Below are 15,233 nucleotides of genomic sequence, written 5' to 3'. Positions count from 1 at the left end.
CATCAGGATGAGGGCAGTCAGTGGCGCATAAGTCACATCTGAGGGCGGCATACGGGCCTTTTGCGGCCTTGGACCGCTGGCGGAGAACCCGCCGGGCGCGCAATATCGGCACCATTGGCCTGGTTCTGCTGGGGCCGGTGCTGGCGCTTGCGACTTTCCTTATTATTGGCCCGCTCGGGCAAGGCGCCTCGTCCCGGCCGTTGCGGCTGATTCTGCTGGCCGATCTGGTTTATATCCTCACCATCGCAGCGCTGGTTATGGCCCAGATTGTTCGGCTGTTTGCGGCGCGGCGCTCGAAATCGGCAGGATCCCGTTTGCATTTGCGGTTGATCGGCGCCTTTGGATTTCTGGCGCTGATCCCCACCGTCATCGTCGCTGTGTTTGCAGTGCTGACAGTGAATGTCGGGCTTGAGGGCTGGTTTTCCCAGCGGGTACGGCAAGTGATCGGCAGTTCTTTGGCCGCGGCGGACGCCTATCAGACGCAGCAGAAAAATGACCTGAGCGAAGATGCCCGGGCGCTGGCGCGTTACCTGGACAACAGCCGTGCCCGCAGTTTTTTCATCAATGATGCAGAGCTTCGCCTGGTGCTGTCACAAGGCCAGCTGCAAATCCAGCGCGGGCTGCGCGAGGCCTATATCGTTGACAGTGCTGGCCTGATCCGGGCGCGGGGCGAGCGGTCATATGAGTTCGATTTTGAAAAGCCGGACGACCGCCAGATCGGTGCCGCCCGTGCAGATGGTTTCCTGCTGATTGAGGATTGGAACAACAGTGAATTCCGCGCCCTGGTGCGGCTGGAGGCGTTTGTCGACCGGTTCCTGTATATCAGCCGCGATGTGGACGGCGAGCTTCTGAACCTTCTGGATGACACCCAGGAAACAGCCCATCTGTATCAGCAGCTGGAAAGCGAGCGCGGCAGGGTGCTGTTTGAATTTGCGCTGCTCTATATCGGTTTTGCTGTGATCCTGATCCTGGCGGCGATGTGGCTGGGCATGTGGTTTGCTGAACGGCTGTCACGTCCGGTCGGACGGTTGACAGTGGCGGCGCAGCGGGTTGGTTCCGGCAATCTGGATGTGCAGGTGCCGATTGACGACGGCGGTGATGAAATCTCTCAGCTGGGTCAGTATTTCAATCAGATGACGCGCGAACTTAAGGCGCAACACGGGCGCCTTCTGGACAATACCCGCCAGATTGAACGCCGCCGCCGGCTGTTTGACTCGGTGCTGTCATCCGTGACGTCCGGGGTTGTCGGGCTGGATGCCGACGGGCGTGTCACATTTGTGAACCGCTCGGCTGAACGGCTTCTGGACTGGCAGGAGGATCAGCAATCGCTGGCGCTGTCCGTGGCGGTGCCGGAGTTCGGGCCGCTGTTTGTGGAATTGATCGAAACCAGCGCCGAAGTGGTGCAAGAGGAAATCAAAGTTACACGTCAGGGCCGGCTGGAAAACCTGCTGGTCCGGATGTCGCCGCGCCGGTCGGAGCAGGGCCGGCTGGAAGGTTATGTGGTGGCATTTGATGATGTGACCGACCTTGTCAGCGCCCAGCGGATGGCGGCCTGGGGCGATGTGGCGCGCCGGATTGCCCATGAGATCAAGAACCCGCTGACCCCGATCCAGCTGAGCGCGGAACGCATCAAACGCAAATTCGCGCCCAAACTGGGCGAGGAGAACAGCGACCAGCTGCAATCCATGACCGATGTGATCGTGCGCCAGACCAATGATCTGCGCAGGATCGTCGATGAATTCTCGAAATTCGCCCGCATGCCGGAACCGGAGCGGCGCGAAGAGGATCTGGTCAAACTGCTGCGGGATGCGGTTATCCTGCAGCAGCAGGGCCAGCCCGGTGTCCGGATCAAGGCGGAGCTGTCCGAGACAGCCATGCCCTCGGATCTGGATGCCACAATGATTGGCCAGGCCTTGACCAATCTGATCAAAAACGCAGGTGAAGCCATTGAAAGCCTGCAGATAAAGAAAAACCCGCAGGGGCTGGTGCCGGAAATCCGGGTGGCGGCAGTCAAGGCAGGCAATTTCTATGAAGTCCGTATTGCCGACAACGGTATCGGCTTGCCCGAAGACCGGGCACGGCTGTTTGAGCCTTACGTGACCACGCGGGATGCGGGCACCGGGCTGGGGCTGCCGATCGTTAAGAAAATAATCGAAGAGCACGGGGGCACGCTGACGCTGGAAGATGCCCCGGTATTCGAGGGACACGCGCATTACGGCGCGATGGCGGTAATCCGTCTGCCCGCCGCAAACCGGGCAGCGGCGCCAAACAAGAGCACAGTGAAAGCAGGTCTGACATGAGTGACATTCTGATTGTAGATGACGAGCGCGACATCCGGGAACTGGTCTCGGACATTCTGGAGGATGAAGGCTACGCCACCCGCAAGGCTGCCAATTCCGACGAATGCATGGCTCGTCTTGAGGACGCCGAACCGGCGCTGATGATCCTGGATATCTGGCTGAAGGATAGCCAGATGGACGGCATCGATATCCTGAAGACGGTTAAGCGCGACAATCCGGAAGTTCCGGTGGTGATCATTTCAGGTCACGGCAACATCGAAATTGCTGTCGCAGCGATCAAGCAGGGGGCCTATGACTTCATCGAGAAGCCCTTCAATATCGACCAGCTGATGGTGGTGATCCGCCGCGCCATGGAAACCTCGCGCCTGCGCCGGGAGAATTCGGATCTCAAGCGCAGGGATACAGGTCCGGCGGAAATGATCGGCACCTCTGCGTCGTTCCGGACGCTGATCAGCCAGTTGGACAAGGTGACCAAGTCGAACGGCCGGGTGATGCTGACGGGTCCTGCCGGCAGCGGCAAAGAGATTGCTGCGCGTTACATCCATGCCAATTCCAACCGGGCGTCCGCGCCATTCATCACTGTCAACTGTGCCAGTATCGAACCCGACCGGATGGAAGAGGTTCTGTTCGGCCGCGAATCCTCGGAGCGCGGGGTGGAACCCGGCTTGCTGGAGCAGGCGCATGGCGGCGTGGTGTTTTTTGACGAAGTTGCCGATATGCCGCTGGGCACCCAATCTAAGATCCTGCGTGTGCTGGTGGATCAGCAGTTCCAGCGGGTTGGCGGTTCGGACAAAATCCGTGTCGATCTGCGGGTGGTTTCCGCCACCAACAAGGACCTGGATGCAGAAATCGAAGCAGGCGGCTTCCGGCAAGAGCTGTATCACCGATTGAATGTGGTGCCGGTTGCGGTGCCGTCGCTGGCGGACCGGCGCGAGGATATTCCGCTGCTGGCCGGCCATTTCATTGCACAGTTCAACGAAGCCCAGGGCCTGCCGCTGCGGGTGCTGACCGAAGAGGCGGTGGCGCTGATGCAAACCATGCTGTGGCCGGGCAATGTGCGCCAGCTCAAGAATCTGGTGGAGCGGGTGCTGATCCTCGGTGATGGCAGCGGCCCGATCGAGGCCAAGGATTTGCCGCGCGAAGAGGATAAGCCGCAGGAAGAGGGCCGGGTGGTTCTGTCCGGAGCGCTGGCGACTTTGCCGCTGCGCGAGGCGCGCGAAGCGTTTGAACGCGAATACCTGCTGACCCAGATCAACCGCTTTGGCGGCAACATCAGCCGCACGGCGTCGTTTGTCGGCATGGAGCGCTCGGCGCTGCACCGCAAGCTGAAGTCGCTGGGGGTTGTGACCTCCAACAAGGCGGGCGCCCGGGTGGCGCACGTGGAGGCCGAGGAAGAACAGGCCTGATCCGCTTTGCTGCGCCCGGCCTAACCGGGCGCAGGCGGTGTCGCATCAGGAGGTCAGAACAGGTCCTGGCGGATCGGGTTCAGCGCAAAATGGACCTGCGCAGCCAGTTGCAGCTGGCTGATGGCATCGCCGGGAACGGTTGCGGGCAGGCCTGCTTTGCGCGCCCAATCGGCCAGTTGCTTGCGGGAGGCCGGGCCGAACTGGCCGTCGAGGGCAATCCCGGCCCCCAACTGGCGCAGGATGTACTGGGTGCCTGCGGCTACGTCTGTTTCGGTCATGCCGGACAACAGTTCGCGCGCTGCGGCGCGTGCATCGGGATCATTCAAAGCCATCGCTTTGCCTGCCCGCGCAGCAGCAGCATGGGCGGGGATCCGGTCCGGCAGCCTGTTGAGAGCCACCCAGGCGCCATTCGAGCCGGCCCAGGCATCGCCGCGCGACAGACCCATGTCATACCATTCCAGCGCTTCAGCCGCGTCGCTGCCGGGCAGGTCGCCGCCCATGATCATCCGGCCGATCTCAGCCGGGGCGTGGGGGTGGCCCAGCTGTGCGGCCTCGGCAAACAGCGCGCGGGCTTTTTCCTTGTCCACCGTCTGGCCCGCGCCGCCATCGCGGTAGACATAGCCAAGGTTGGCAGTGCCATAGATATCGCCGCGCCCGGCAGAGGCTTGCAGGTAGGAGAAGCCACGTTCCGGCTGCGCCAGCTCATCTCCGCTCCACAGAAAGAAAACCCCAAGTTCGTTCATCGAATAGGTATGGCCCAGCTCCACCGCGCGGCTCAGCAGGTCAAAACCGCGCCGCTTTTCCTCTGGCGTGCTGCTTTTGCGCAAAAGCCGCTTGCCGCGGGCGTGCATCGAGAAGGGATCACCTGCTTCGATCCCCTTGTCCCATAGGGCAAAAGCCTTGTCCGGGTTGTAGGGGATGGGCACGGTTTCGCGATCGACATTCGGGGTGACATGCAGATAAGCGACTGCGTTATAGGCGCGGACGTGGTCCAGTTCCGCTGCCTTTTCAAAGGCTTCATAGGCGTCTATCAGGCGGCCCTGACCCTGCAGCGCGCGGCCAAGCTGATAGTGCAGCCGACCAATTTCCGGTGCGGCCGCGACAGCGTCGCGGCAGGCTGCCTCGGCTGCCTTGAGGTTGATTTCATTGGGGTAACGGTAAAGGCCAACCCCCTGAAGATCCAGCAGATCACCGGCTTCCAGGTCGCATTGCCGGGCGATCATTTCCAGGTTCACGGTCACGTCGCGCACTGCTCCGGCCTGTGCCAAGCGCAGCACCATCCGGTCCTTGCGGACCTGGCCGCCGTCCTTGCGGGCAGGAAGCTCGGCCAGTTTCGGTGCATAGCTGAGGCTGAGACCGCTGCTGTCCCCGGTTTGCAGCGATGTCACCCCGGCCGAAGGTGTCTCAACAATCGAAACCGTTGTGCCGGCGGTGACATAGGGGCTGATTTCCGGCGCCAGCTCCAGCGCGCGGCCCAATGGGACTTTCACCGACAGTTCGGCAGGCAGCTGGTCAAGGCCGGCCACTGCGGTTCCGGTGTCTGCCGTGGCAATGTTCAATGACCGCTCTGCCGGGCGCAGGTAGACTTTTTGCATCAGCGTCGAGCTTTCCCAGGGCACCTGAGTATTGCCGGTGGCTGCATAGACGTCGCCGCGTATTGCCGAAAGGACCGTCATCGCGTCCTCCTCAGGCCGGTTCGGAAAATGCCGTACGACCGAGGCAGTATAAGGGCTGTTGCCGCCCGGCTCGCCATCCAGTGCCGTGGCGCCGGGGGAGGTGGAAAATGCCACCAGCGTGTTGAGCGGCGGGCGGAACACGTCAAATCCCTCGCGCGCTTCATAAAGCTGGGCGCCGACCTCAGCATTGAGCTTGGCATCTGGCACGGGGTTGTCGCGGCAGGAATCCAGCATCAGGATCTGGCTGCCTGCCTTGCCGCCGAGAATGGCAGAAACGCGGTCAAGGGTGACTGACTGGAAAGGCAGATCGTGAATGCCGGACAGCTCGGCGTCGCTGGTCAGCAGATAGTTGCGCCGCCCCAGCTGGATTCCATGGCCGGCGTAGTAGAAGAACACCTGGCTGCCGTCGCGGATATTGAGGGCGGCCTGGCGCAGCAGAGCCTCAAACCCGCGCTTGTCCAGATCATAGCCCTCGTAGACCGTATAGCCGAAGGAACTGAGCATCTCCGCCATGGCCTTGGCATCCTGGCGGGTGTTGGTCAGGTCAGTGACGTGGTCGTAGTCCTGAATGCCGATCACGATGGCAGTTTCCGGGGCATTGCCCCGTCCGCTGGTTTCATATGCAGCTTGGGCAGCCGGCGCCGCCAGCAGTGCTGTGCCGGATAAAAGGGCTGCTGCAAGGGAAGGGGCTGTGGAATGATGGGGGATCATGGCAGCGCCCGGGGTTAACCCCAGCCTCCGCCACCGCCACCGCCGCCGGAACCACCGCCGCCGCCGCCGCCGGCCCCTCCGCCACCGCCGCCCTGATAGGCGGGTTCAGGCGCTTCTTCCGCCGGAATCACCGGGGCCCTGGTGGCTGCTGCAGGGGCCGGCCGCGTTGCGGGCGCGCTGTAAGTTGCAGGCGCAGGCGCCGGGGCTGCCGTTGGCGGAGGGGCAATCGGGGCCACTGGTTCGCAGGCGGCTGTCACAGCTGCAAGAGGCAGCGCGGCAAACAGGAAATGTATCCGCATCGGGTACCTTTCTCCTTAAAATACTGATCAACAAACACTCCGCCGGCAGCTTACTTGATCCGGTGGCGCAATTCAAAGTTAGCCTGCCGCTCACCTTCGGCAAGGGAGTGACACTAGCCGCCGGTGCGGATGCTGACGCTGCCATCCTTGTTGCGCTGCGCGCAGGAGGCTTCGCTCAGCGGGGCCAGCTGCGGCCCGGGCACCGCAACCGGGTTGCGCCGGGTGCAGCGTTTCAGTGCGATTTGCTGGTAGCCCTTGGCCGCCATGCAGGATTTCTCCAGCCGCAGGCGCAAAGGCTTGTTCACATCCACCGTATAGATGCCGCCGTCCACCCAATAGCCGGGCCGGTAATAACAGCTGCCGCCGGAACAGACCTTGCGGCCGGGGTGAAAAACTGGCGGGCGCTGGCGAATTTCGTTGGCGACAGGGGCGTCCCGCAGCGATTGTGTTGCACAGCTAAGCTCATCGCTTTGCAGGCGGGAGACTTCTGCCCCCTGCCGGTAGTAAACAGGCACCGGGCCGCAGGCCGCCGTGCCAAGCAGCAGGACCAAGGCCGCCATGATCGTTCGATCCTTGCGCATACGCGAAGAATGGCTGCAATCAGAGCAAGTTACAATTAAATTGACCGTGAAAGCGGCTTCTGTCATTCACATCGGACGAAACTCCGCCCGAAATTCCGCCAAGGGACACGCAAATGAAGGTCATTATCTGCGGTGCGGGCCAGGTCGGCTGGCAGATCGCCCGGCACCTGTCCGGCGAGCACAATGATGTGACGGTGGTCGACAACAACCCGGAACTGGTGCGGCGGGCGACTGATACGCTGGACGTGCAGGGGATCCACGGTTTTGCGTCTTATCCGGATGTGCTGGACCGGGCCGGGGCGCGGGATGCCGACATGATCATCGCGGCCACCCATTCGGACGAGGTCAACATGGTGACCTGCCAGGTGGCGCACTCAGTCTTCAAGATCCAGCGCAAGATCGCGCGCCTGCGGGCCAAAAGTTATCTGACGGCGATATACTCCGATCTCTATCAGCGCGAGCATCTGCCGATCGACGTGGTGATCAGCCCCGAGCGGGAGGTGGCGGCAGCAGCGATGCAGCGGCTGTCAGCGCCGGCGGCGTTTGACACCGAGACTTTCATGGGCGGCAAGGCGCAGCTTCTTGGTATCCGGATCGACGCAGATTGCCCGGTGGTGAATACGCCGCTGCGGCAGCTGACCGAATTGTTTTCGACGCTGCGCGCGATTGTGGTCGGGGTGCGGCGCGACGGAACGCTGATTGCGCCGGAACCCGGCGACCAGCTGTTTGTGGGCGATAGCTGCTATGTGTTCAGCCATGCCGATGACGTGCCCCGCACCATCGAAGTGTTCGGCAAGCACGAAAAGCGCCAGGACCGTGTGGTTGTGGTCGGCGGCGGCAACGTCGGCCTGGAAGTGGCCAAGGCCTTGGAGGCCAGCACCACACGGATCCGGGCCAAGATGATCGAACGCGACCGCGCCTGCGCGGAACGGGCGGCCGAAACACTGGAACGCACCATCGTGCTGAACGGCGACGGGCTGGACCGGGCGCTGATGATCGAAGCGGGCATCGACAAGGCAGACGCGATGCTGGCGGTGACGGATGACGACAAGACAAACATGCTGGCCGCGGTGCGCGCCAAGGCCGAGGGCTGCCCGCTGGCGATTGCACTGATCAACGATCCGACGCTGGTGCCGCTGCTGCCGCATCTGGGCATCGACGCCTATATCAACCCGCGCTCCACCACCGTCAGCTCGATCCTGCGCCACATCCGCTATGGCCGGGTGCGGCAGGTTTATTCCTTGGGCGATGCCGAGGCCGAGATGATTGAGGCCGAAGTTCTGTCAACCTCGCCGATTGCCGGGCAGATGATCCGCGAGACGGATTTCCCCGAAGGCGTGCTGGTCGGCGGCGTTCTGAAGAACGGCGAGATGCTGCGCCCCTCCGGTCAGATGCGGATCGAGGAGGGTGATGTGATCGCGCTCTTTGCGGTGGCGGCGGACGTGCCCGAGGTCGAGCGCCTGCTGCAGGTTTCGATCGACTATTTCTAGGATGCGCCGCCCGGTCAAAGCTCCCATTGGCGTGCTGCGCCTGCCGCTGTTCCTGCTGATCTGGGGCATTGCCTCGCTGGCGATGTGGCTGCCGGCCGTTCATGCGCTGGTGCTGGACGATCATCACACCTCGCGCAGTTTCTTCTATGCCGGTGTTGCCGGGCTCATTCTGGTGGTGCTGATCGGCCTGTCGATGGGCAACCGGGTGCCGCGCTACGGGATGCCGGGGCAGCTCTTGTCGCTGCTGGCGACCTTCGCCGTGCTGCCGATGTTCCTGGCGGTGCCGGTTCAGGATGCGCTGGTCAGCACCCGTTTTTTGAACGCATATTTCGACATGGTCAGCGCCATCACCACCACCGGCGCCGATGTCTGGGGCGATCCGGGCCGGCTGCCGCCCAGCGTGCATCTGTGGCGGGCGATTGTCGGCTGGCTTGGCGGACTCTTGATGTGGGTGGCGGCGTCGGCGGTGCTGGCGCCGATGTCTTTGGGCGGGTTTGAAGTCACGGCCAAAGGTGAGCCTGGCGGCGGCACGGCGGCACCTTTGCACATGGAAAGGGCAGACCCCCGCCGCCAGCTGGTGCTGGTGACGCGTACCTTGGCGCCGGTTTATGCCGGGCTGACCCTTGTGCTATGGCTGTTGCTGATGATTACAGGCGAGCAGGCCTTGGCCGGTCTCAGCCATGCGATGTCGGTGATGGCGACCTCGGGCATATCGGCGACCGGCGGGGTGGAGAATGCCGCCAGCGGCCTGGCGGGCGAGATGGTCATGTTCCTGTTCATGTTCTTTGCCTTGTCGCGGCTGACCTTTTCCAGTGACACGGTGACCGCAGGGCAGGGGCGGTTGGACAAGGATCCGGAATTCCGAACCGGGCTGCTGATCGTTTTCGGGGTGCCTCTGTTGCTGTTCTTGCGCCACTGGCTGGCCGCCTATGAAGTTGATGCGGGCGAAGATTTTCAGCAAGCCTTGCAGGCGCTTTGGGGCACTGTGTTTACGGTGCTGTCTTTCCTGTCGACCACCGGATTTGAAAGTGCTCATTGGGAAGCCGCCCAGGCCTGGTCCGGGCTGGAGACGCCAGGTATGATCCTGCTGGGGCTGGCGGTGTTCGGCGGCGGCGTCGCCACCACTGCGGGCGGGGTCAAGCTGCTGCGGGTCTACGCGCTGTATCTGAACGGGCTGCGCGAAATGGAGCGGCTGGTGTATCCCAGCTCAGTCAGCGGCGAGGGCAACCGCACCAAGCGGCTGCAGAAAAACGGTGCGTTTGTGGCTTGGGTGTTCTTCATGCTGTTTGCCCTGTCGCTGGCTGTGGTCAGCACTGCGCTGGCCGCAGTCGGCACGGATTTTGAACAATCGCTGGTGCTGGCGGTTGCCGCCCTTTCAACAACCGGCCCGCTGGCTGATACGGCAAGCAGCACGCCAATCGTGCTGAACCTGCTGACAGATCCGGCAAAGATGATCCTATGCACTGCGATGGTGCTGGGGCGGCTGGAGACCCTGGCGTTCATTGCGCTGTTGTCGCCCAACCTCTGGCGCAGCTGACAACCCTTGAGGGTGAAAAGTGTTTTTCGGGTGGAAACTTGCATTTTCTCCGTCCATACTGAATTTAATGTGCGTGCTGGTCCGCAGCGCGCGGCAAGAACAAAGGCGAGATAATAAAAAATGGCTTCGGACAGACAGAATCTTCAGGATGCCTTCCTGAATCACGTTCGCAAAACCAAGGTTCCGGTTACAATCTTTCTGATCAACGGGGTCAAACTGCAGGGTGTGATCACCTGGTTCGACAACTTCTGCGTGCTGCTGCGCCGCGACGGACAGTCGCAGCTGGTCTACAAACACGCGATTTCGACCATCATGCCGGCCCAGCCGATCAGTCTCTATGAGGGTGAAGACTCCAATTGATGGAGCATGAAAGGAAGCAGACCCGCGCTTGGGTGCTGCATCCGGAAATCAAATCCGACAGCAGGCGCCGCGACGCAGGTCCCGCGCTTGAGGAAGCCGTTGCGCTGGCAGCGGCCTTGCCCGATCTCGATGTGACCGGCTCCAACGTGGTGCGCCTGCCCAAGGCGCATGCGGGGATGCTGTTCGGCTCTGGCAAGATCGAAGAGCTGGCGGGCATTCTGAAAGCGAATGAGGTGGAACTGGTCCTGATCGACGGATCGGTTTCCCCGGTGCAGCAGCGCAACTTGGAGAAAGCCTGGAAGGTCAAGATCCTCGACCGGACCGGGCTGATCCTCGAGATCTTCTCGGATCGCGCGGCCACCCGTGAAGGCGTGCTGCAGGTCGAAATGGCGGCGCTCAGCTATCAGCGGACCCGGCTGGTGCGGGCCTGGACCCACCTGGAGCGCCAGCGCGGCGGATTGGGCTTTGTCGGCGGACCCGGCGAAACCCAGATCGAAGCCGACCGCCGTGCTATCGACGATCAGCTGGTGCGCTTGCGCCGGCAGCTGGACAAAGTGGTGAAGACCCGGACCCTGCACCGCGCCTCGCGCGCCAAGGTGCCGTATCCGATTGTGGCGCTGGTGGGTTACACCAACGCAGGCAAGTCGACGCTGTTCAACCGGCTCACGGGGGCCGAGGTGATGGCCAAGGACATGCTCTTTGCCACCCTGGACCCGACCATGCGCCGGGTCCAGATCCCTGATGGACCGGAGGTGATCCTGTCCGACACCGTAGGCTTTATTTCGGACCTGCCGACCGAGCTGGTCGCGGCTTTCCGGGCCACGCTGGAGGAGGTTCTGGCGGCCGATGTGATCCTGCATGTGCGCGACATCAGTCATGATGAAAGCGAGCAGCAGGCCAAGGACGTGGAGGCGATCCTGACCTCGCTGGGGGTGGATGAAAACCGCGCCCGGATCGAGGTCTGGAACAAGCTGGACCAGCTGCCTGAGGACGACGCCGAAGCCCGCCGCCAGCGTGCGGAACGTGAAGACGGCATCCATGCGATCTCGGCCCTGACGGGCGAGGGGCTGGATGGGTTGCTGGCTGACGTTGCTGAGCAGTTGCAGGGCGTGCGGCATGAGGAGCAGTTGAACCTCAGCTTTGCCCAAGGAAAGCAGCGCGCCTGGCTGTTCAAGGAAGATCTGGTTCAGAGCGAAGAACAGACTGAAGCCGGTTTCGACATCACAGTTCTGTGGACCGACCGGCAGAAGGCGAAATTCGAGAGGCTGTGAAGACCTCCCGTTGTGCTGAAATGAAACGGGCGCCGCAGCGCCCGTTTTTTATTGCCTCGGGGTGATCCGGGTGACGCCGACGGCTGCGGCGCGGGCCAGATCCTCGTCCAGTGACATGGGAATATATTCACCGCGCCGCCAGAGCTGGGCCATGTCGTCATAGTAGCGCGACAGCGGATGCCCGGATTGGCCGGTTGATACGACAAAGACTGAACTGTCGGGGTCGGCGAAGTCATAGACCCCGCGGTAGCCGGCCGCGTGGGTGTTTTGGAAAGGGTCCGGTTCCTTGCCCGAGCTTTTGCCGCGCTGCAGAGTGTTGCCGCTGCCGCTGGTGGATTGGCGGATGTTCACGAAATAGCGCAGCAGCGGTACTTCGCCCAGCACCGGGTGGTCCTGCGTGGCCTGATGCGCATCGCCCCATCGCAGCGACTCCAGCGCGGTGCCATAGCGTTCTTCGATCCAGATCAGAGCGTCATCCAGTGCCAGCCGGGCCATATCGGTGCAGTTTTCCTGCGGCGCGCTCTGGCGCACGTCGCACCAGACGGCGGCGCCCTCCACATCGCGGTAGACCCGTTCGATGAACAACGGCTCAACATGGCGGAAGGTCTTTGCCACCGGACCCAGTTCATCAGTGATCAGCCGGACCTGCAGCGCCCGCAGCCAGGCCGCATAGATCAGCGGTTCCGGCAGATGCTCGTTCATTTCGCCGTTCCATTCCGACAGCAGGGTCAGGGCAATCTGGCGCTGGCGTTCGCGGGTGCCTGCAGGCGCGGCCTCGCCGGTGAACCACAGGTCGGCGCCAATCAGCGGCAGCAAGGTGCGGGCGGTGTAGGAAACCGTGTCCAATTGCGCCTCGATAAAGCTGTCGCGGGTATGCACCTCGCGGTTTTGCATCAGCTTTTGCCAGCGGTGAATGCGCTGGGTGTCGCCCCAATCAAAGGAGACGTGGTCCGGGAAGGGGCGGTCCAGGATCTTGTTGTTGGTATTGCCGAGGATGCCGCCTGCCGGGGCGAGAAATTCCGGGTTCCCGGCGTAAGGCGCGCGGCCTTGCCATCGGTTTTCCGGGTGCCAGCCTTGGCTGGGCATGCGGCCCTTGCTTTGGTGGGCAACGTCACGGAAGGGGAAGGCGCCGACTGTCTTAAGCGCAATGGTTTCCCTGTCCGCAAGCGTCAGGTTCTGCGATGGGGCGATGAAGCCCTCGCCGGCCGTGATCGCGTCCTGGACCGAAGCGCTGCGCATCAGGTTGATGGCGGCAGTCATAGAAGTGTCCTTGGGGCTGAGAACGGTCCAGCTGAGAGATACCACGTGGCCGGGCGGGGTGATTTCAGCCAGCTTGAACATTGAGCCGGGCAGGACAGGGCCATTGTCCGTCCAGCGCAGTGTCAGAGTAACCGGTGCCCGGTCCTTGATCTTGATGATCGACGGGCGGGAGATGAATTTCTTATACCCTTCAACGCTCAGATACTCCTGAGGATTTTCCGGGTTGAGCCGTTCGATAAACAAGTCTTGGTCGTCAAGATAAGAGGAGGTCACGCCCCATCCCAGGACGTCAGAGCGCCCCGTGATTATCGCAGGGATGCCGGGGATGGTGCCGCCGATCACCCCGCCGGTGCCCAGTTCAAGCCGTGCCAGATACCAGACGCCGGGTGCGCTGAGGCCCAGATGCGGATCATTGGCCAAAAGCGTGCCGCCCGCCGCCGAACGGCTGGGGGCGGCGGCCCAGGCGTTGGAGGCACCGGCCAGCCCGCGCGGAGCAACCGGGAACAGCAGGCTGTCTTCCTCTGCGGGCATGGCAGTGGCGAACTGCCGGACGCCGGGAACCAATGCTGCATATTCAGGCAGGGCAGTCAGGCCTTTGCCCGGCGCATCCGGCAGGATGTCCTTGATCCTGGCCGCATCATCCAGTGCCAGTGAAGTGCGGGCACGCAGGATCTCTTCCTTCATGTGGCCGGACAGCTGCAGCGCCATCAGCTTCATGATTGCGATGCTGTCGGCGGGCTGCCAGGGCGCAACCGGCATGTTGAACAGGAACATCTCGGGCGCACCGCGGCCAAGCGCGTCTTCATTGATTTCCTGCAGGCGGGCGTTGACGCCGGCGGCATAGGACTTGAGCGCGGCCATCGTTTCGGGCGACTGCACGGCAACAGATTCCTGCGCCAGACGATAGATATCCAGCCGGCGCAGATATGTGTCGGTCTCAACTGTGCGGGTGCCGAAGATTTCCGACAGGCGGCCTTTGGCCGTGCGCCGCATCACTGCCATCTGCCACAGGCGGTCCTGGGCGTGGGCATAGCCGAGGCCGAAATAGACATCCTCGTCGCTGGCGCCGAAACTGCCGAATATATGCGGTACATTGGCGTTGTCGCGGACAATCTCGACAGGCGAGGAAAGGCCGGGCAGGGCCAGTTCCTTGTCGTATTCGGGCAACGATTGCGAAGCGAGGTAATAGACCAGCGCAGCGGCCAGAACGCTCAGCAGAATCAGGCCGGCAGCAATGCGCACAAGCCAGCGGAAAAGATGTCCCATCAGCGGTTGTTTTCCCTTGGGTTTTGTCATTTCCAGCCGCCAGGCAGATTGCGCCCCGCGGCGGCGGTGTTAGGGTTGGCGCCAACATAAGCGAAGACAGATCAAGGGAAAAGCAGATGGCAAAAATCGCGTTTCTGGGGTTGGGTGTCATGGGTTATCCGATGGCCGGGCACCTGCAGGCCGCAGGCCATGAAGTCACCGTCTACAACCGCACCGAGGCCAAGGCCAAGGCCTGGGTCGCCGAGCACGGCGGCCGGTTCGGCGCCACACCGCGGGCGGCTGCAGCGGGAGCGGAATTTGTGCTCGCTTGCGTTGGAAATGACGATGACCTGCGCTCGGTCTGCCTGGGGGCGGATGGCGCCTTCGCCGGGATGGGGGAAGGCACGGTGTTTGCTGATCACACCACGGTATCGGAAACCGTGACCCGGGAATTGCATGGAGCGGCAGCAGAAAAAGGCGTGTTCTTTGTCGACGCGCCGATTTCCGGCGGCCAGGCGGGCGCGGAGAACGGCGTGCTGTCGGTGATGTGCGGCGGCGATGAGGCGGCGTATGCCCGGGTTGAGCCGGTGATGGATGCCTATTCCAAAATCTGCCGCCGGATCGGGGGCAGCGGGGCGGGACAGCTGACCAAGATGTGCAACCAGATTGCCATTGGCGGTTTGGTGCAGGCCCTGAGCGAGGCGCTGCATTTTGCGGAGAAGGCTGGGCTGGACGGGCGTGCGGTGGTCGAGGTGATCAGCCAGGGCGCGGCGGGAAGCTGGCAGATGGCGAACCGGCATGAGACGATGCTGGAGGATCACTTTGAACACGGATTTGCGGTGGACTGGATGCGCAAGGATTTGGGGATCTGCCTGGATGAGGCCAATCGCAACGGTGCCAGCCTGCCGGTAACGGCGCTGGTCGATCAGTACTACAAGGATGTGCAGAAGATGGGCGGCGGGCGCTGGGACACCTCTTCGCTGTTCAAACGGCTGCGCAAACTGGACTGAGGATGAAGGAAAATGGCCTTTCCTGCGGGAAAGGCCATGCCTCCGGCGGGGATATTTTGAGCCAGAAGAAGAGGCGGGTCCCGCCCC

General features: G+C 62.6%; 10 protein-coding genes. 7 read left to right on the top strand and 3 right to left on the bottom strand.

The window, feature by feature from the left end; translation table 11 throughout:
• The first annotated feature begins 20 nt into the window (after positions 1–20).
• Together A2I95_RS20485 and A2I95_RS20480 are read left to right on the top strand one after the other, a co-directional pair.
• A complete protein-coding gene (locus A2I95_RS20485) occupies positions 21–2,300 on the top strand; it encodes a PAS domain-containing sensor histidine kinase (RefSeq protein WP_291732750.1) in 2,280 nt (759 codons plus the stop codon).
• Positions 2,297–3,706 carry a sigma-54 dependent transcriptional regulator gene (locus A2I95_RS20480; protein WP_291732747.1) on the top strand — a complete coding sequence of 470 codons (1,410 nt, stop codon included), beginning with the start codon at positions 2,297–2,299 and terminating at the stop codon, positions 3,704–3,706. The genes A2I95_RS20485 and A2I95_RS20480 overlap by 4 nt, the downstream gene beginning before the upstream one ends.
• A 53-nt stretch (positions 3,707–3,759) precedes the next feature.
• Here A2I95_RS20480 and A2I95_RS20475 read toward each other — a convergent pair whose 3' ends face one another.
• Both A2I95_RS20475 and A2I95_RS20470 read right to left on the bottom strand, forming a co-directional pair.
• Positions 3,760–6,093 (bottom strand): caspase family protein, encoded by a 2,334-nt coding sequence (locus A2I95_RS20475; RefSeq protein WP_291732745.1) that lies wholly within the window; start codon positions 6,091–6,093, stop codon positions 3,760–3,762.
• 412 nt (positions 6,094–6,505) lie between these two features.
• Positions 6,506–6,952: a hypothetical protein gene (locus A2I95_RS20470; protein ID WP_291732743.1), complete on the bottom strand. Its 447-nt coding sequence runs from the start codon at positions 6,950–6,952 to the stop codon at positions 6,506–6,508.
• Positions 6,953–7,086: 134 nt separating this feature from the next.
• Between A2I95_RS20470 and trkA the strand changes: the two genes are divergently transcribed.
• From trkA to hflX, 4 genes are all read left to right on the top strand, one after another.
• The gene (gene trkA, locus A2I95_RS20465; RefSeq protein ID WP_291732740.1) at positions 7,087–8,463 is read left to right on the top strand and encodes a Trk system potassium transporter TrkA; all 1,377 of its coding nucleotides are present in this window, start codon (positions 7,087–7,089) and stop codon (positions 8,461–8,463) included.
• Between the two features lies 1 nt (position 8,464).
• Complete coding sequence (locus A2I95_RS20460) at positions 8,465–10,000, top strand: TrkH family potassium uptake protein (protein WP_291732738.1); 1,536 nt, start codon at positions 8,465–8,467, stop codon at positions 9,998–10,000.
• A 120-nt stretch (positions 10,001–10,120) separates the two neighbouring features.
• Positions 10,121–10,360, top strand: a complete 240-nt coding sequence (hfq, locus tag A2I95_RS20455; RefSeq protein WP_005611588.1) for an RNA chaperone Hfq — start codon at positions 10,121–10,123, stop codon at positions 10,358–10,360.
• Complete coding sequence (gene hflX / locus A2I95_RS20450; protein WP_291732704.1) at positions 10,360–11,631, top strand: GTPase HflX; 1,272 nt, start codon at positions 10,360–10,362, stop codon at positions 11,629–11,631. Before hfq ends, hflX begins: the two co-directional genes overlap by 1 nt.
• Before the next feature lie 48 nt (positions 11,632–11,679).
• Here the strand turns inward: hflX and A2I95_RS20445 are convergent, their stop codons facing one another.
• On the bottom strand, positions 11,680–14,157 hold the full coding sequence (locus tag A2I95_RS20445) for a penicillin acylase family protein (RefSeq protein WP_291732701.1): 2,478 nt from the start codon (positions 14,155–14,157) through the stop codon (positions 11,680–11,682).
• 116 nt (positions 14,158–14,273) lie between these two features.
• On the opposite strand from A2I95_RS20445, the gene A2I95_RS20440 reads away from it, so the two are divergent.
• Complete coding sequence (locus A2I95_RS20440; RefSeq protein WP_291732699.1) at positions 14,274–15,146, top strand: NAD(P)-dependent oxidoreductase; 873 nt, start codon at positions 14,274–14,276, stop codon at positions 15,144–15,146.
• Positions 15,147–15,233 lie beyond the last annotated feature (87 nt).

The organism is Leisingera sp. F5, assembly GCF_001593695.1.
Note: the sequence above shows the minus strand (reverse complement) of the source record. Positions and strands in the feature narration are given on the sequence as shown.